The sequence below is a fragment of the Streptomyces sp. GL_140 genome, assembly GCF_057834465.1.
In genome coordinates this window covers 3,397,718-3,413,921 of sequence record NZ_CM174404.1, presented here as the reverse complement: position 1 = coordinate 3,413,921, position 16,204 = coordinate 3,397,718, and the positions used below count along the sequence as shown (strand labels likewise).

Genomic DNA, 16,204 nt, shown 5'->3' with positions numbered 1-16,204 from the left:
GGTATGCGCTGATGACCGAGCCGCCCCAGCCGCCGAACCAGCCGCCGACACCTTCCGGTTACGGGCACCTGCCCGGACCGCCGCAGCCCGGTTACGGATATCCGCCTCAGCAGGGCGAGAACCCCTACGCCCAGCAGGCGCCGCAGGGCCCGTACGGCCAGCAGCCGCCCCAGCCGCCGCAGGGCCCGTACGGCGCGCAGCCCCCCGGCGGCCACGGCTTTCCGCCGCCGCCCCCCGGCATGCCTCCGATGCCGCCCGCCCAGCCGGGCCCGCCCTCCGCGCAGCACAAGAAGCGCAACGCGGTGATCGCGGCGGCCGTGGCAGGCGTGCTCCTCCTGGGCGCCGGCGGCTGGTTCGTCCTCAAGGGCGACGGCAAGAGCAAGGACCACCCCGTCGCGCAGGACACCACGGCGCCCGCCGACGACAAGGCCTCGCCGTCCCCCTCCGTGGACAAGGGCGACGGCAGCGGCAACGGCAGCGGCGAGCAGGACCTCAACGCCGGGCGCAAGCCGGGCGAGGACAAGGTCCTCTGGCTCAAGACCAGCAAGATCGACGGTCCGGGTGCCGGCGTGGACGCCAAGGGCCAGTGGATCGTCGGCGACACCGTCGTCAAGACCGTCTGGAAGACGGTCACCGGCTACTCGGTCGCGGACGGCAAGGAGAAGTGGAGCCTGACCCTGCCCACCGCGATCTGCGCGGTCACCGACGGCATGACCGCGGAGGGCAGGACCGTCGTCATGTACAAGGACGGCGAGTCCAGCAGCGCCACCTGCAACCAGATGCGGATGATCGACCTGAAGGCCGGCAAGGAGGGGTGGTCGCACGAGGTTCCCAAGGAGGGCCTCTTCGACATCTTCACCACCCCCGACCTCGCCCTCACCGGGGACGCCCTCGTGGTCAACCGGATGGGCATGAGCAGTGTCTTCAAGGTCAGCACCGGGGACAAGCTCTTCGACAACAAGCGTGACGAGGGCTGCCAGCCCGGCGACTTCGTCGCCGCCAACGGCAAGATGCTCGCCGTCGCCACCTGCCAGGACGCCGACAAGACCGTCGAGGTCATGGACGCGAGCCCGGCCACCGGCAAGAACAGCTGGATCTACAAGCTCCCCAAGGGCTTCGACGTCAAGACCGTCTACTCGCTCGACCCGATCGTCCTGGACATCGGCAACAGCGCGAAGGAACGCTCCATCGTGGTCCTGGGACCCGACGGGAAGCAGCGCGCCACCGTCGCCGGCGACGGCAGCTTCCCGGTCGGCTGCGGTGGCCTCTTCGGCGGTGCCTTCGGCCGCGGCCTGCAGAGCTGCGGTTCCTCCTACGTGGACGCGAACACCCTCTACCTGCCGACCTCGTCGGATCCGGGCAAGGCGAACGAGATCGTCGCCTTCGACCTGACCAGCGGCAAGGAGAAGTGGCGCACCCCGGCCGGTGAGGGCCGCACCATCACCCCGCTCAAGGCCGCGGACGGCCAGGTGGTCGTCTACCGCAAGGCGGAGAGCGAGAAGGGCGGCGAGGTCCTCACGATCCCGGCCGCCGGCGGCACCCCCAAGGTGGTCCTGCGCAACCCCTCCGGGGCCTCCGCCCCCGTCGAGAGCTCCTTCTTCGCCCCCAAGGTGGCCTACGCGGACGGACGGCTCTTCCTCTCCGTCGACCACCTCACGGCACAGAACAAGGACGAGAAGTTCCTGATGGTCTTCGGCAAGTGAGCGATTCCCCAGCGAACTAGTCCGCCGAGACGCCCACCGAGAGGCAGTAGACCCCCCGATGAGTACCCCGAGTACCCCGCCGCCCCCCAACCAGCCGCCGTCCGGCGGTTTCGGCGCGCCCCAGGACCCCCGGCAGGGCGGCTTCGGGGCCACCCCGCCGGTGCCCCCCGTACCGCCGGCCGCGCCTGCGGCGCCCCCGCAGCCGCCGACGGTCCCGGCCGGGCAGTCCACCGTCCCGGCCGGGCAGCCCGCGTCTCCCGCCGAGCCCGCGTACGGGTATCCGCAGGCGGCCTACGGCTACCCGCAGGAGCAGCAGCAGCCCGCCACGGCGCCCATGTACGCGGCCCAGCCCGCGGCCGGATCCGGCGCGGGCCCCGGCGGCGGCAACGAGGTCCGGACCCAGCTGATGATCGTCGGCGCGGCCGTCCTGGCCATCGTCCTCATCGTCGCGGGCGGCTTCTGGTACTCCTCCGACGACGGCAAGGACAGTGGCCCGACGCCCACCGCCGACGGCACGGCCAGTCCCGGTAGCGACAAGCCGGGCGCCGGCGGCAGCGAGAAGGTGCCCGCCAGTCCCAAGTCCAAGACGCTGGTCAACCTCCCGATGCCGGCCTCGGACGACATCGTGGAGATCCCGGGCTCATGGGTGACCGACTCCACGTACGTCAAATCGGACGTGGCCAAGGTGGTCGGCTACAACCTCACCGACGGCGCCAAGAAGTGGGAGACCCCGCTCAAGGGGAACGTCTGCGGCGCCAGCCGCTTCGCCTCCGAGGACAAGGCCGCGATCCTCTTCGACGAGGCCCTGCCGACGGCGGACAAGAAGTACCAGCCCTGCAACCAGATCGGCGTCGTCGACCTGATCAGCGGCAAGCTCGTGTGGTCCGCCACCGCCAAGTCCCAGACCGGCGGCGACAAGCCCCTCAAATTCAACGAGATCACCGTCAGTGGCCAGACCGTGGCCGCGGGCGGCACGGACGGCGGCGCCGCCTGGAACCTCGCCGACGGCAAGCCCCTGTGGGCGCCCAAGCCCGACTCCGAAGGCTGCGAGGACCTCGGCTACGGCGGCGGCCCCGCCCTCGCCGTGATCCGCCGGTGCGGCCAGTACCCGAACTACACGATGTACGCCCAGGCCCTCGACGCGGCCACGGGCGCGCAGAAGTCCTCGTACAAGCTCTCCGCCGGCATCGAGTACGCCCAGATCGTCTCCACCAAGCCGCTGGTCGTCGCCGCGAACATCAACAACACCGCCAAGAACGCCTCGGGCGTCAGCGACCTCTTCGTCGTCGACGACGGGGGCCAGCTGAAGTCGCACATCGCGCTCACCTCGGGCAACTACGCACCCAAGTGCGGCCCCACAGAGGTCGAGGTCTGCAGCCACATGATCGTCGGCAACGGGAAGCTCTACCTGCCGACCGAGGACCACAAGGGCAAGGCCGAATACGGCGACACCAACGAGATCGTCTCGTTCGACCTCGACACCGGCAAGCAGACCGCCGACCGCGCCGACGCGGGCGAGCGCTACTCGATGATCCCGCTGCGCATGGACGGGTCGAACCTCATCGCCTACAAGGTCCCGCCCTACGACGGCGGCGGCCAGATCGTCTCGATCGACGGCAAGACGATGAAGGAGACCCTCCTCCTGCAGAATCCGGCCACCAAGGAATCGCAGCGCGCCGAGACCCAGTACGTGCCGGACAGCGCCGAGTACCGCTACCACAACGGCAAGCTCTTCATCGCCCGCACGGCCGTGATGAGCAAGTCCACGAGCAGCACCGACCCGTACTACTCCTTCGTCTCCTTCACCGCGAGCTGACCGGGCGACACCACCCCGTCGAACGCTTCGGAAGCCCCCGGAAGGTCCGTCCTTCCGGGGGCTTCTGTGCGGTATCCGCACCACACCGTCGAACAAGCGTGTAGCTTGCCGGGTCAGAAGGGTCGGGGGTGGGTGCCTCAATGGGCGTACGGGTCATGGTGGTCGACGAGCACCGGCTACTGGCCGAGGCGCTCGCCTCGGCCCTGAAACTGCGCGGCCACCGGGTCCTGGCGGCAGCCGCCCCGGCGGCGGGCGCCGCCGAACTGGTCATCAGCCGGGCTCCGGAGGTCTGCCTGCTGGGCACCGCCACCCCCGCCGAGCCGGGGGTCTTCGAGCCGATCGTGCGGATCAAGCGGGAGCGTCCGCAGATCGCCGTGGTCGTCCTCGGGCCGGTGCCGAGCCCGCGCGGCATCGCGGCGGCCTTCGCCGCGGGCGCCTCCGGGTACGTGCGCCACGACGAGCGCATCGAGGGCGTGGAGCGGGCCCTGGCCAAGGCCAGGGCGGGTGAAGTGGCCATCGCCCCGCAGCTGTTGCAGGGGGCGTTCGCCGAACTCCTCAACCCCTCGGCCCAGCCCGACGACGAGGGCGGCAGGCTGCTGCGGCTGCTCACCCCGCGGGAGGTGGAGGTCCTGGTCCGGGTCGCGGAGGGCGAGGACACCCGGCTCATCGCCGCGGGCATGGCCATCGCGCCGAGCACCGCGCGCACGCACGTACAGCGGGTGCTGATGAAGCTGGGCGTGGGCTCGCGGCTGGAGGCGGCCGCGCTGGCCGCCCGTACCGGGCTGCTGGACCGGGCCGTACTGCCGCGCCCCGGGGCCGCTTCGCTCTGATGCGGTCCGCGGATTTCCCCGGCGGGGCGCGATCGGGTATGCCGGTACCCAGCATGCGCACGGTGCATGCGGTCCCCGGCGAGAGGCAGTAGGCACGTGAGCGAGACGGCGTCTTCCAAGTACCTGGTCACCGGCGGAGCCGGATACGTGGGCGGCGTGGTCGCCGCCCACCTCCTGGAGGCGGGCCACGAGGTCACGGTCCTCGACGACCTGTCCACCGGATTCCGCGAAGGGGTGCCGGCAGGCGCCGCGTTCATCGAGGGCCGGGTCCAGGACGCGGCCGAGTACCTGGACCCCTCCTACGACGCGGTGCTGCACTTCGCGGCCTCCTCGCAGGTCGGCGAGTCGGTGGTGAACCCCGGCAAGTACTGGGCGAACAACGTCGGCGGCACCATGGCCCTGCTGGCCGCGATGCGCGATGCGGGCGTGGCCAGGCTGGTGTTCTCCTCCACCGCCGCGACCTACGGGGAGCCGGGCGGCGACGGCCCCCTGACCGAGTCCTCGGTCACCGCGCCGACCAACCCGTACGGGGCTTCGAAGCTGGCCGTCGACCACATGATCGCGGGGGAGTGCGTGGCCCACGGCCTCGCGGCGGTGTCCCTGCGCTACTTCAACGTGGCCGGGGCCTACGGGGAGTTCGGCGAGCGCCACGACCCCGAGTCGCACCTGATCCCGCTGGTCCTGCAAGTGGCCCTGGGCGAGCGGGAGGCGATCTCGGTGTTCGGGGACGACTACCCGACCCCCGACGGCACCTGTGTGCGCGACTACATCCACGTCGCCGACCTGGCGGAGGCCCACCTGGCCGCCCTGCGGGTCGCGGCCTCCGGGGAGCACCTGGTGTGCAACCTCGGCAACGGCAGCGGGTTTTCGGTCCGCGAGGTCGTCGAGACCGTCCGCAAGGTCACCGGCAAGGAGATCCCCGAGGTCCTGGCCCCGCGCCGGGCCGGCGACCCGGCGGTGCTCGTCGCCTCCGCCAGGACGGCCCACGAGCGCCTCGGATGGACCCCGAGCCGCTCGGACCTCACCGGGATCGTGACGGACGCCTGGGACTTCCTGCGCGCCCACCGCTCCCGAACCAGCTGACCCCGTACGAGGCTTCGGGCACCCGTTGCCCGCACGCCCCCGTGCCTGCGCTTCTTCCGGCGTGGGCGCGGGGGCGTGCACATGTTCGTGGTGCGCCGTGGGCGGGCGCTCTGCGCGGGCGCCCGGCGTGCACACGCCGGGTGAAATGCTCCCCGTGCAACTGCCCGTGGCACACCCCGGTCCGGAATGCCTCTTACGGGCTCCGGAGGCAGTCGATTTCAAGCCACCGCAAAGCCCCCCTGGGGATGCCCCGCAGGAAAATCCCTTGGAAAACTTCTGCAATTCGGCCAACTGCGAGCCACCCCGGGCCTACGCTGATGCGTGACACCGGTGGGGGCCGGTGTTGATTCAGGGGTCGAGACAAGTCGGGTACGACGTCCGGTCCGGGGTAGTGCAGATATGTCACGGCGGCGGCCGCGGCGACTGCGGATCACCCGGTCCGGGCGCCGTACCCGCAGCTGTCCGTTCCCCGACCCTTGGGGGTTTTATGGTCCGTATCCGGGTACTCGTGGTCGACGATCACCGCATCTTCGCCGAATCTCTCGCCGCCGCACTCGCGGCCGAGCCGGACGTGGACGTGTCCGCGGCCGGCAGTGGCCCTGCCGCGCTGCGCTGCCTCGAACGCGCCGTCACCGAGGGCCGCCGCTTCGACGTGGTCCTGGTCGACGCAGACCTCGCCGCCGTCGCCGGAGCCGTCCCGAGCCAGCGGGAGGCCGGTTCCGGGCCGCCACCCGGCGCCGACGGGATCGCGCTGGTGGCGGGCGTGCGGGTCTCGCACCCCGGGGTCCGGGCGGTGGTCCTCGCCGAGCGCGACGACCCCCGCCGGGCCGCCCTCGCACTCCAGGCAGGGGCCTCCGGGTGGGTGGCGAAGGACTGCTCGCTCTCGCGGCTCCTCGCCGTTATCCGCGGAGTCCTGCGCGAGGAGACGCACCTTCCGCCCGCGCTGCTCACCGGAGTGCTCCGTGAACTGACGGCCGCACGAAAGCACCGTACGGACAGCGAGCGGCTCGTGGAGTCCCTGACTCCGCGGGAGCACGAGGTGCTGCGCTGCATGGTGGCGGGGCTGGGCCGCAAGGACGTGGCCGCGCGGCTGTTCCTCTCCCCCCACACCGTCCGCACCCACATGCAGAACGTGCTGGGAAAGCTCGGTGTCCACTCCACGCTCGCGGCGGTGGCCCTGGCCAGACGGGCCGGCGTACGCCCCGCGGACCTGCCGGGACTGCCCGCTCTGCCGGGACCGGCGCTAGCCGGGGAGGTTGTCGAACGGAGCGGTCAACTGGCGTAGCAGCGCGGCGAGATCGCCGCGCTGGGTACGCGAGAGCTGGGCCAGGATCGCCCGCTCCTGGGCCAGCAGCCCGGCGAGCGCCTGGTCGGCGCGGTCGCGGCCCTCGGGGGTGAGGCGGACCAGGACCCCGCGCCGGTCGCTGGGGTCGGGCAGCCGCTCGACGAGGCCCTTCTTGGCCAGCCGGTCGATGCGGTTGGTCATGGTGCCGGAGGTGACCAGGGTTTGGGTCAGCAGCTGGCCGGGCGAGAGCTGGTAGGGCGCGCCCGCGCGCCGCAGCGAGGTCAAGACATCGAACTCCCACGGCTCCAGGCCGTGCTCGGAGAAAGCCAGCCTGCGGGCGCGGTCGAGGTGGCGCGCGAGCCTGCTGACGCGGCTGAGCACCTCGAGTGGTTCCACGTCGAGGTCAGGGCGTTCCCGCCGCCATGCCGCGACCAGTCGGTCGACCTCGTCCTCCATGCCGATCAGTGTAAAGGGTCTGTCGACATGAAGTCTCTTCAAATCGAGTATCTCGATATCATGTATCTTGACGTCAAGATATATTCTCGGCGACCATGGGGCATGGAGGGGGCCGGAGCGGCTTCCGCATCCGACCGCATTGCCAGCAAGGAGGCTCGAACATGCATTCCGACACCGCAGCCACCGGCGTGCCCACGGCACCCACAGCACCCACGTGGGACCCACAGCAATACCTCCGGCACGCCGGCCACCGGGCCCGCCCCTTCCTCGATCTCCTGAACCGCATACCGGAGCTCCCCTCGAAGCCCGCCCGGATCGCCGACCTCGGCTGCGGCCCCGGCAACGTCACCGCGCTCATCGCCGACCGCTGGCCCGAAGCCCACATCACCGGATACGACCTCTCTCCTGAGATGCTCCACCGCGCGAGTGCCGAGTACGCGGGCCCCACCGGCGGAGGCGGCGTCCTCGACTTCCGCCACGGAGACCTGGCCGACTGGCTCCCCGAGGAGCCCTACGACCTGATCGTCTCCAACGCCGCCCTCCAGTGGGTCCCGGGCCACCCGGGATCCTTCGCCGCCTGGACCAACGGACTGCGCCCCGGAGGCACCTTCGCCTTCCAGATCCCCGGCAACTTCACCGCCCCCAGCCACCGGATCCTCGCCGAGCTGTGCGACACCCCGCGCTGGCGGGCCCGGCTCGCCGGACACGGGGCCCGCTACATCCACATCCTCGAACCGGCCGGATACCTGGAGCGGTTCACCGAACTCGGCTGCACCGCCGACGTCTGGGAAACCACCTACCACCAGCTGCTCGAAGGCACCGACCCGGTACTGGACTGGGTCAAGGGCACCGCGCTGCGGCCCGTGCTGACCGCACTGGGCGACGACCGCGAAGCGGTGGACGCCTTCCTGGAGGAGTACCGCACCCTGCTGCGCCACGCCTACCCGCCGGGCCCGCGCGGCACCGTCTTCCCGTTCCGGCGCATCTTCGCCGTAGCCCGCAAGGGGGCCTGACCATGCTCGCCGCAGTGGACCACGTACAGCTCGCCGCGCCGCCCGGCTCGGAGGACCGGCTGCGCGCCTACTACACCGACGTGCTCGGCATGACCGAGCTGCCCAAGCCGCCGGCGCTCGCGGCCCGTGGCGGCTGCTGGTTCGCCGCCGGGCCCGTCCAGCTCCACCTCGGCGTGGAGGAGGACTTCCGCCCCGCCCGCAAGGCCCACCCGGGCCTCAGGGTCACCGGCATCGAGGCGTACGCGAGCAGACTGGAGGAACGCGGCGCCGAGGTCGTCTGGGACCACGACCTCCCGGGCCACCGCCGCTTCTACTCCGAGGACCCGGTCGGGAACAGGCTGGAGTTCCTCGAACCGCACAGCCCGGAGCCCCGCGCGGGCTGAACCCCCGCACCTACGACGGCGCCCCGCCACCGGAGATCCGGTGACGGGGCGCCGTCGTAGGTGCGGGACCGACTAGTGCAGTTCCACGTAGGCGTTCCAGCCGCCACCGAGGGCGATGCGGCTCCCGAAGGTGTTCATGCCCTTCAGGCCCGACGCCTTGTACAGGTACGCGCTGCCGGAGGAGTCGACGGCCACGATGTCGGTGAGACCGTCACCGGTGATGTCGCCGACCGCGGCCAGCTTGCCCATGCCGTTCCAGCCGGTGCCGGCCTTGATGCGGTCACCGAAGCTGTTGCTGCCGTTGCCCGGGTAGACCCACAGCGTGCCGTCGTTGCCGCGGGCGATCAGGTCGGCGCGGCCGTCGCCGGTCACGTCGCCGGCGCCGAAGAGCTTGTTGTAGATGTCCCAGCCGCCGCCGAGGCGGATGCGGTCGCGGAACTGGTAGCCGTTGCCGATGCTCGGGTAGAGCCACAGCACGTTCGACTTGTCGCGGGCCAGCAGGTCACCGAGGCCGTCGCCGTTGATGTCGCCCACGCCGACGAGGGAGTTGTAGATGTCCCAGCCGCCACCGACGAGGTTGTTGTCGCTGTAGAGCTGGCCACCACCCCAGAAGAGCCAGTTGCCGGTGTTCTGGCGGCCGAAGGAGGACGCCACGGCCATGCCGACCTGGTCCACCGGCGCTTCGCCGCTCGACAGGATGTTCTGTCGGTCGGAGAAGCCGCCGTCCATCTTGCCGAAGTAGGCGAAGACGGCGCCGTCGCCGGTGCGGGCGAGGAGCTCGGAGCGGCCGTGCGCGGGCACGCCGCCCTGGCCGGCGAACAGGTTGGTGTACTGCCAGCCGGTGCCCATCGCGAAGCGGTCACCGAAGCCGTTGGCGCCGTTCGCGGCGTAGGCCCACATCTTGCCGGTGGAGTCGCGGCCCGTGAGCCAGGTGGCGCCCTGGGTGGAGGTGAGCAGCTGGAACTGGTTGTACATGTTCCAGCCGCCGCCGAGGGAGACGCGGTCGCCGAAGCTGTTGCTGCCGTTGCCCGGGTAGACGAACAGGCCGCCCTCCGCGGAGGTCACCAGGAGGTCGGGCTTGCCGTCGGCGTTGAAGTCGCCGCCGCCGAGGATCTGGGAGTAGATGTCCCAGCCGCTGCCGAGGGAGATCCGGTCGCCGTAGGGGCTGCGCGAATCGGCCGTGCCGTTGCCCGGGTACAGGTACATGGCGCCGTTGGGCGTGCGGGCCAGCAGGTCCGCGTTGCCGTCGCCGGTCACATCGCCGACACCGGTGACCTTGTTGTAGATGTTCCAGCCGCCGCCGAACCAGCCGGTGCGCGAGGCGCTGTACTTGCCCGCCGTCAGCAGCGCCAGCTGGCCGTCGACGGAGAGCGTCAGGAGCTCCGGGTGCCCGTCGTGGTCGAGGTCGCCGGGCGTGATGACGTCCTTGAAGTCCTCGTCGTACTTGGAGCCGGCGGCGGCGCCCGCGACGACGAACTCCGGGTCCGTGGCGTCGTTGAAGGTCTTCAGGTACGTCTTGCCGTTGAGACCGCGGTACAGGATGTCCTGATTGCCGTCCATGTCGACGTCGAGCAGCGGCGTGATCGCGGCGGCCGCCGCGCCCGCCACGCCCTCGGCGCTGCGCTGCAGGTTCTTGGCCTTGGGCGCGGGGGCCTTCGGCCGGACGCCCGTCGGGCGTTCGATGGTCGCCGGCCGCTCGGCCTTCGGGGCGGGGACCGGCTTTTCGGCGGCCGAGACCGGACCGGAAAGGATCATGCCCGCCGCAAGGGCGAGGGCGGTGCAGGCCGCGATGCGGCCGGAGCGCGTGGAGCGCATGAAAGACAAGAGGTCTCCCTGGTAAAAATTCAGGCGAAACCGGGCTGAACGCACTCGTCACGGCGCGCGGAGGTACTGCGCTGCACGTGGGACGGCATTCCCCCCCGGGAAGTAAACGAAGACTACCTGTGTGGCGCGTGTTGCCCTAGCGATTAAGGACGCGATTTTGATCGCGTTCAGAACGCAGTGGTGCCCGGGTCTCCCGACCCGGGCACCAGGTGCACCGTCCCTGCTCACGCAGCGCGAGCGGGCGAGTGGGTTCAGCTCTTGCGGTGGCCCACCAGCCGGGGCTTCGCCTCCAGGTTCTCCAGCCCGTGCCAGGCCAGGTTCACCAGGTGCGCCGCCACCTCCGCCTTCTTCGGCCGACGCGTCTCCAGCCACCACTGCCCGGTCAGCGCCACCATCCCGACCAGCGCCTGCGCGTACAGCGGGGCCAGCTTCGGGTCGAAGCCGCGGGCCTTGAACTCCAGGCCCAGGATGTCCTCGACCTGGGTGGCGATATCGCTGATCAGCGAGGCGAACGTACCCGTCGACTGGGCCACCGGGGAGTCCCGGACCAGGATCCGGAAACCGTCCGTGTAGTTCTCGATGTAGTCCAGCAGGGCGAATGCCGCCTGCTCCAGGAGCTCCCGCGGATGCCCGGCCGTCAGCGCACCCGTCACCCCGTCCAGCAGCTGGCGCATCTCCCGGTCCACGACGACCGCGTAGAGGCCCTCCTTGCCGCCGAAGTGCTCGTAGACCACCGGCTTGGACACCCCGGCCTTGGCCGCGATCTCCTCCACCGACGTGCCCTCGAAGCCCTTCTCGGCGAACAGGATGCGGCCGATGTCCAGCAGTTGCTGGCGCCGCTCCGCGCCCGTCATCCGGACCCGGCGGGACCGCCTGGGCTTGTCGCTGCTGGAACTGCTGCCGTCGATCGCCACGCCCCCCATCATGCCGCGTTCGACGTCTCTTCCTTGCGCCGGGCGTCGATGCGCTCCTCGGACGGCCAGCGCACGTCGGACGCCCAGCCCAGCTGTTCGAACCAACGGATCAGCCGCGCGCTGGAGTCGACCTGGCCGCGCAGCACACCGTGCCGGGCCGAGGTCGGGTCGGCGTGGTGCAGGTTGTGCCAGGACTCGCCGCAGGACAGCACCGCCAGCCACCAGACGTTCCCGGAGCGGTCACGGGACTTGAACGGGCGCTTGCCCACGGCGTGGCAGATCGAGTTGATCGACCACGTCACGTGGTGCAGCAGGGCGACCCGCACCAGGGAGCCCCAGAAGAACGCGGTGAAGGCGCCCCACCAGGACATCGTCACCAGGCCGCCCACGACCGGCGGGATCGCCAGCGAGAAGATCGTCCACCAGACGAAGTCGCGCGAGATGCGGCGGATCGCCGGGTCCTTGATCAGGTCCGGGGCGTACTTCTGCTGGTTGGTCTGCTCCTCGTCGAAGAGCCACCCGATGTGCGCCCACCACAGGCCCTTCATCAGGGCCGGCACCGTCTCGCCGAAGCGCCACGGCGAATGCGGGTCGCCCTCGTGGTCGGAGTACTTGTGGTGCTTGCGGTGATCGGCCACCCAGCGCACCAGCGGACCCTCCACCGCCATCGAGCCCATGACCGCCAGCGCGATCCGCAGCGGCCGCTTCGCCTTGAAGGAGCCGTGCGTGAAGTAGCGGTGGAAGCCGATGGTGATGCCGTGGCAGGCCAGGAAGTACATGAAGACCATCAGGCCCACGTCCAGCCAGCTCACCCCCCAGCCCCAGGCCAGCGGGATCGCGCCGAGCAGGGCGACGAAGGGAACGGTGATGAACAGCAGCAGCGCCAGCTGCTCGACGGACCTCTTGCTCTCACCGCCCAGGGTCGCGGAGGGCGCGGACGCGTCGGAGGGCGCCGAGGCACCCTCGATCACGTCGGGACTGATGGTCATGGGGTCCCCTGAGGGTGAGGAGTCGGGAGGCGCGCCGCCCGGCCACGATCCCTACGGACCCGTAACCTACGGCAACGTAAGTATGGCAAAGGTCCTGCCCGCGGCAAGAGGAGCGCGCCCGCCGCCGTGTCCCGCGGCCCGGGCGCCACGGGGCCCCCGGGCCCGTCGCCGCGGGCCCTTCGGCCCCACCTGCCCCACCCGCACCGCGGTGCCGTCCCGCCTGATGACACATATACCGAGGCACGAGGACCGGACACCTATCCTGGTGTCGTCGGACAGCGCGGTCCGCACGGGCAGCCCGAGCTGCGCATCAGGAGCGGCGATGCCGCGCACAGCCCCGGAGCCCACCTCCCAGTAGCGCTCGAAAACACTGCAAGGAGCCGCACCTGTGAGCAGTGCCGACCAGGCCCCCTCCACCGAGGCCCTCTCGAACACCGCCGTCGCAGCCGCCAACGCCGAGCTGCGCGCCGACATCCGCCGCCTCGGCGACCTCCTCGGCGAGACCATCGTCCGCCAGGAGGGCCAAGACCTCCTCGACCTGGTCGAACGCGTCCGGGCCCTCACCCGCACCGACGGCATCGCCGCGGCCGCGCTGCTCGGCGACACCGACCTGCAGACCGCCGCCAAGCTGGTGCGCGCCTTCTCCACCTACTTCCACCTCGCCAACGTCACCGAGCAGGTGCACCGCGGCAAGGAGCTGCGCGCCCACCGCGCCGCCGAAGGCGGCCTGCTGGCCCGCACGGCCGACATGCTCAAGGACGCCGACCCCGACCACCTGCGCGAGACGGTCAAGAACCTCAACGTCCGCCCGGTCTTCACCGCGCACCCCACCGAGGCGGCCCGCCGCAGCGTCCTGAACAAGCTGCGCCGCATCGCCGCGCTGCTGGAGGAGCCCGTCGCGGGCGCCGGCGAACGCCGCCGCCACGACCTGCGCCTCGCCGAGAACATCGACCTCGTCTGGCAGACCGACGAGCTGCGCGTGGTCCGCCCCGAGCCCGCCGACGAGGCCCGCAACGCCATCTACTACCTCGACGAGCTGCATGCCGGCGCCGTCGGCGACGTACTCGAGGACCTCGCCGCGGAGCTCCAGCGGGTCGGCATCGAGATCCCCGCCGGCACCCGCCCGCTCACCTTCGGCACCTGGATCGGCGGCGACCGCGACGGCAACCCCAACGTCACCCCCGAGGTGACCCGGGACGTCCTGATCCTCCAGCACGAGCACGGCATCACCGACGCGCTGGAACTCATCGACTTCCTGCGCGGACTGCTGTCGAACTCCATCCGCTACACCGGCGCCACCGAGGAACTCCTCACCTCCCTCCAGGCCGACCTGGAGCGCCTCCCCGAGATCAGCCCGCGCTACAAGCGGCTGAACGCCGAGGAGCCGTACCGCCTCAAGGCCACCTGCATCCGCCAGAAGCTCGTCAACACCCGCGAGCGCCTCGCCAAGGGCACCCCGCACGAGGAAGGCCGCGACTACCTCGGCACCGCCGAGCTGCTCACCGACCTCACCCTCATCCAGACCTCCCTGCGCGAACACCGCGGCGCTCTCTTCGCCGACGGCCGCATGGACCGCACCATCCGCACGCTGGCCGCCTTCGGCCTCCAGCTCGCCACCATGGACGTGCGCGAGCACGCGGACGCCCACCACCACGCGCTCGGCCAGCTCTTCGACCGGCTCGGCGAGGAGTCCTGGCGCTACGCCGACATGCCCCGCGACTACCGCGGCAAGCTGCTCGCCAAGGAGCTGCGCTCGCGCCGCCCGCTGGCGCCCACCCCGGCACCGCTCGACGCCGCCGGGCAGAAGACCCTCGGCGTCTTCGGCGCCATCAAGGACGCCTTCGAGAAGTTCGGCCCCGAGGTCATCGAGTCCTACATCATCTCGATGTGCCAGGGCGCCGACGACGTCTTCGCCGCGGCCGTCCTGGCCCGCGAGGCCGGCCTCATCGACCTGCACGGCGGCTGGGCCAAGATCGGCATCGTCCCGCTCCTGGAGACCACCGACGAGCTCAAGGCCGCCGACGTCATCCTCGACGAGATGCTTGCCGACCCCTCCTACCGGCGCCTCGTCTCGCTGCGCGGCGACGTCCAGGAGGTCATGCTCGGCTACTCCGACTCCTCCAAGTTCGGCGGCATCACCACCTCCCAGTGGGAGATCCACCGCGCCCAGCGCCGACTGCGCGACGTGGCCCACCGCTACGGCGTGCGCTTGCGCCTCTTCCACGGCCGCGGCGGCACCGTCGGCCGCGGTGGCGGCCCCTCGCACGACGCGATCCTCGCGCAGCCCTGGGGCACCCTGGAGGGCGAGATCAAGGTCACCGAGCAGGGCGAGGTCATCTCCGACAAGTACCTCGTGCCCTCGCTGGCCCGCGAGAACCTGGAGCTGACCGTCGCGGCGACCCTCCAGGCCTCCGCCCTGCACACCGCGCCCCGGCAGTCCGACGAGGACCTGGCCCGCTGGGACGAGGCCATGGACACCGTCTCGGACGCGGCGCACAACGCGTACCGCGCGCTCGTCGAGGACCCGGACCTGCCGGCGTACTTCTTCGCCGCCACCCCGGTGGACCAGCTCGCCGACCTGCACCTGGGCTCCCGCCCCTCGCGCCGCCCCGACTCGGGCGCGGGCCTCGACGGCCTGCGCGCCATCCCGTGGGTCTTCGGCTGGACCCAGTCCCGCCAGATCGTCCCCGGCTGGTACGGGGTCGGGTCGGGCCTCAAGGCCCTGCGCGAGGCGGGCCGGGGCGACGCGCTGGCCGAGATGGGCGAGCGCTGGCACTTCTTCCGCAACTTCCTCTCCAACGTCGAGATGACGCTGGCCAAGACGGATCTGCGGATCGCCCGCCACTACGTCGACACCCTCGTGCCCGAGGAGCTCAAGCACGTCTTCGCCCGCATCGAGGCCGAGCACGAGCTCACCGTCCGCGAGGTCCTGCGGATCACCGGGGGCGAGAAGCTCCTCGACTCCAACCCGGTGCTCCAGCAGACCTTCTCGGTCCGCGACGCCTACCTGGACCCGATCTCCTACCTCCAGGTCTCCCTGCTGGCCCGCCAGCGGGCGGCCGCCGAGCGCGGCGAGGAAGCGGACCCGATCCTGTCGCGGGCCCTGCTCCTGACCGTCAACGGTGTCGCGGCGGGCCTGCGCAACACCGGCTGACGTCCGGACGTACATGAGTGAGGGGCCCGTGCACCATCCGGTGCACGGGCCCCTCACTCATTCGCCCACGGATCAGCTGTTGTAGGTGGACTGGGCGCGCTCCAGGCCCTCCTGGATCAGGCACTCCACGGCGTCCGCCGACCGGTCCACGAACCAGTCCAGTTCCTTGCGCTCCGTGGAGGAGAAGTCCTTCAGCACGAAGTCCGCGACCTGCATGCGGCCGGGCGGGCGGCCGATGCCGCAGCGGACCCGGTGGTAGTCCGGGCCCATGGACTTCGTCATCGACTTCAGACCGTTGTGGCCGTTGTCCCCGCCGCCCAGCTTCAGGCGCAGCGTCGGGTAGTCGATGTCCAGCTCGTCGTGGACGGCGATGATCCGGTCGAGCGGAACCTTGTAGAAGTCCCGCAGCGCCGTCACCGGGCCGCCGGACAGGTTCATGAACGACATGGGCTTGGCCAGCACCACCCGCCGGTTCAGGGGTCCCGGCGGGCCCATGCGGCCCTCCACCACCTGTGCGCGGGCCTTGTGCGCCTTGAACTTCCCGCGCATCCGCTCCGCCAGCAGGTCGGCCACCATGAAACCGATGTTGTGGCGGTTGCCTGCGTACTCCGCACCCGGGTTCCCGAGCCCCACGATCAGCCAGGGCGCCGCGTCGTCCGACATCAAAAGCTCCTTATACGAAGACGACCGCCGTCCCGCTCCAGTGGAGCCGGACGGCGGTCGTTCAGCAAGTGCTGAGGGGGAGAGGCGAGAC

The 16,204-nt window shown here is 71.0% G+C and carries 13 protein-coding genes; 8 read left to right on the top strand and 5 right to left on the bottom strand.

Features of this window, described 5'->3' with window-relative positions:
* Positions 1 to 11 precede the first annotated feature (11 nt).
* From AC3IYJ_RS15795 to AC3IYJ_RS15775, 5 genes are all read left to right on the top strand, one after another.
* Entirely contained in the window at positions 12 to 1,703 is a 1,692-nt protein-coding gene (locus tag AC3IYJ_RS15795; protein WP_489401919.1) for an outer membrane protein assembly factor BamB family protein, read from the top strand.
* A gap of 58 nt (positions 1,704 to 1,761) precedes the next feature.
* Positions 1,762 to 3,519 (top strand): outer membrane protein assembly factor BamB family protein, encoded by a 1,758-nt coding sequence (locus tag AC3IYJ_RS15790; protein ID WP_489401918.1) that lies wholly within the window; start codon positions 1,762 to 1,764, stop codon positions 3,517 to 3,519.
* A 140-nt stretch (positions 3,520 to 3,659) separates the two neighbouring features.
* A complete protein-coding gene (locus tag AC3IYJ_RS15785) occupies positions 3,660 to 4,349 on the top strand; it encodes a response regulator transcription factor (RefSeq protein ID WP_330300932.1) in 690 nt (229 codons plus the stop codon).
* 96 nt (positions 4,350 to 4,445) lie between these two features.
* The gene (galE, locus tag AC3IYJ_RS15780) at positions 4,446 to 5,432 is read left to right on the top strand and encodes a UDP-glucose 4-epimerase GalE (RefSeq protein WP_489401917.1); all 987 of its coding nucleotides are present in this window, start codon (positions 4,446 to 4,448) and stop codon (positions 5,430 to 5,432) included.
* 487 nt (positions 5,433 to 5,919) lie between these two features.
* On the top strand, positions 5,920 to 6,717 hold the full coding sequence (locus tag AC3IYJ_RS15775) for a LuxR C-terminal-related transcriptional regulator (protein ID WP_489401916.1): 798 nt from the start codon (positions 5,920 to 5,922) through the stop codon (positions 6,715 to 6,717).
* Here the strand turns inward: AC3IYJ_RS15775 and AC3IYJ_RS15770 are convergent.
* Entirely contained in the window at positions 6,676 to 7,173 is a 498-nt protein-coding gene (locus tag AC3IYJ_RS15770; RefSeq protein ID WP_330296761.1) for a MarR family winged helix-turn-helix transcriptional regulator, read from the bottom strand. The two genes, AC3IYJ_RS15775 and AC3IYJ_RS15770, sit on opposite strands and share 42 nt — an antisense overlap.
* A gap of 161 nt (positions 7,174 to 7,334) precedes the next feature.
* On the opposite strand from AC3IYJ_RS15770, the gene AC3IYJ_RS15765 reads away from it, so the two are divergent.
* Both AC3IYJ_RS15765 and AC3IYJ_RS15760 read left to right on the top strand, forming a co-directional pair.
* Positions 7,335 to 8,186, top strand: a complete 852-nt coding sequence (locus AC3IYJ_RS15765; RefSeq protein WP_489401915.1) for a trans-aconitate 2-methyltransferase — start codon at positions 7,335 to 7,337, stop codon at positions 8,184 to 8,186.
* Between the two features lie 2 nt (positions 8,187 to 8,188).
* Complete coding sequence (locus AC3IYJ_RS15760; RefSeq protein ID WP_489401914.1) at positions 8,189 to 8,569, top strand: VOC family protein; 381 nt, start codon at positions 8,189 to 8,191, stop codon at positions 8,567 to 8,569.
* 72 nt (positions 8,570 to 8,641) lie between these two features.
* Here the strand turns inward: AC3IYJ_RS15760 and AC3IYJ_RS15755 are convergent, their stop codons facing one another.
* From AC3IYJ_RS15755 to AC3IYJ_RS15745, 3 genes are all read right to left on the bottom strand, one after another.
* On the bottom strand, positions 8,642 to 10,384 hold the full coding sequence (locus AC3IYJ_RS15755; protein WP_489401913.1) for an FG-GAP repeat domain-containing protein: 1,743 nt from the start codon (positions 10,382 to 10,384) through the stop codon (positions 8,642 to 8,644).
* Between the two features lie 260 nt (positions 10,385 to 10,644).
* Entirely contained in the window at positions 10,645 to 11,319 is a 675-nt protein-coding gene (locus AC3IYJ_RS15750; RefSeq protein ID WP_371616233.1) for a TetR family transcriptional regulator, read from the bottom strand.
* The gene (locus AC3IYJ_RS15745) at positions 11,316 to 12,296 is read right to left on the bottom strand and encodes an acyl-CoA desaturase (RefSeq protein WP_489401912.1); all 981 of its coding nucleotides are present in this window, start codon (positions 12,294 to 12,296) and stop codon (positions 11,316 to 11,318) included. The genes AC3IYJ_RS15750 and AC3IYJ_RS15745 overlap by 4 nt, the downstream gene beginning before the upstream one ends.
* A 388-nt stretch (positions 12,297 to 12,684) precedes the next feature.
* Between AC3IYJ_RS15745 and ppc the strand changes: the two genes are divergently transcribed.
* On the top strand, positions 12,685 to 15,450 hold the full coding sequence (ppc, locus tag AC3IYJ_RS15740; RefSeq protein ID WP_489401911.1) for a phosphoenolpyruvate carboxylase: 2,766 nt from the start codon (positions 12,685 to 12,687) through the stop codon (positions 15,448 to 15,450).
* Between the two features lie 72 nt (positions 15,451 to 15,522).
* Here the strand turns inward: ppc and pth are convergent, their stop codons facing one another.
* On the bottom strand, positions 15,523 to 16,113 hold the full coding sequence (pth, locus tag AC3IYJ_RS15735; RefSeq protein WP_327253105.1) for an aminoacyl-tRNA hydrolase: 591 nt from the start codon (positions 16,111 to 16,113) through the stop codon (positions 15,523 to 15,525).
* Between the last annotated feature and the right edge of the window lie 91 nt (positions 16,114 to 16,204).

Coding starts and splice junctions, on each gene's coding strand:
- AC3IYJ_RS15745 (WP_489401912.1), bottom strand. CDS start 12,296: ATGACCATCAGTCCCGACGTGATCGAGGGTGCCTCGGCGCCCTCCGAC.
- AC3IYJ_RS15785 (WP_330300932.1), top strand. CDS start 3,660: ATGGGCGTACGGGTCATGGTGGTCGACGAGCACCGGCTACTGGCCGAG.
- AC3IYJ_RS15795 (WP_489401919.1), top strand. CDS start 12: ATGACCGAGCCGCCCCAGCCGCCGAACCAGCCGCCGACACCTTCCGGT.
- AC3IYJ_RS15750 (WP_371616233.1), bottom strand. CDS start 11,319: ATGATGGGGGGCGTGGCGATCGACGGCAGCAGTTCCAGCAGCGACAAG.
- AC3IYJ_RS15760 (WP_489401914.1), top strand. CDS start 8,189: ATGCTCGCCGCAGTGGACCACGTACAGCTCGCCGCGCCGCCCGGCTCG.
- AC3IYJ_RS15775 (WP_489401916.1), top strand. CDS start 5,920: ATGGTCCGTATCCGGGTACTCGTGGTCGACGATCACCGCATCTTCGCC.
- AC3IYJ_RS15755 (WP_489401913.1), bottom strand. CDS start 10,384: ATGCGCTCCACGCGCTCCGGCCGCATCGCGGCCTGCACCGCCCTCGCC.
- AC3IYJ_RS15790 (WP_489401918.1), top strand. CDS start 1,762: ATGAGTACCCCGAGTACCCCGCCGCCCCCCAACCAGCCGCCGTCCGGC.
- pth (WP_327253105.1), bottom strand. CDS start 16,113: ATGTCGGACGACGCGGCGCCCTGGCTGATCGTGGGGCTCGGGAACCCG.
- AC3IYJ_RS15770 (WP_330296761.1), bottom strand. CDS start 7,173: ATGGAGGACGAGGTCGACCGACTGGTCGCGGCATGGCGGCGGGAACGC.
- AC3IYJ_RS15765 (WP_489401915.1), top strand. CDS start 7,335: ATGCATTCCGACACCGCAGCCACCGGCGTGCCCACGGCACCCACAGCA.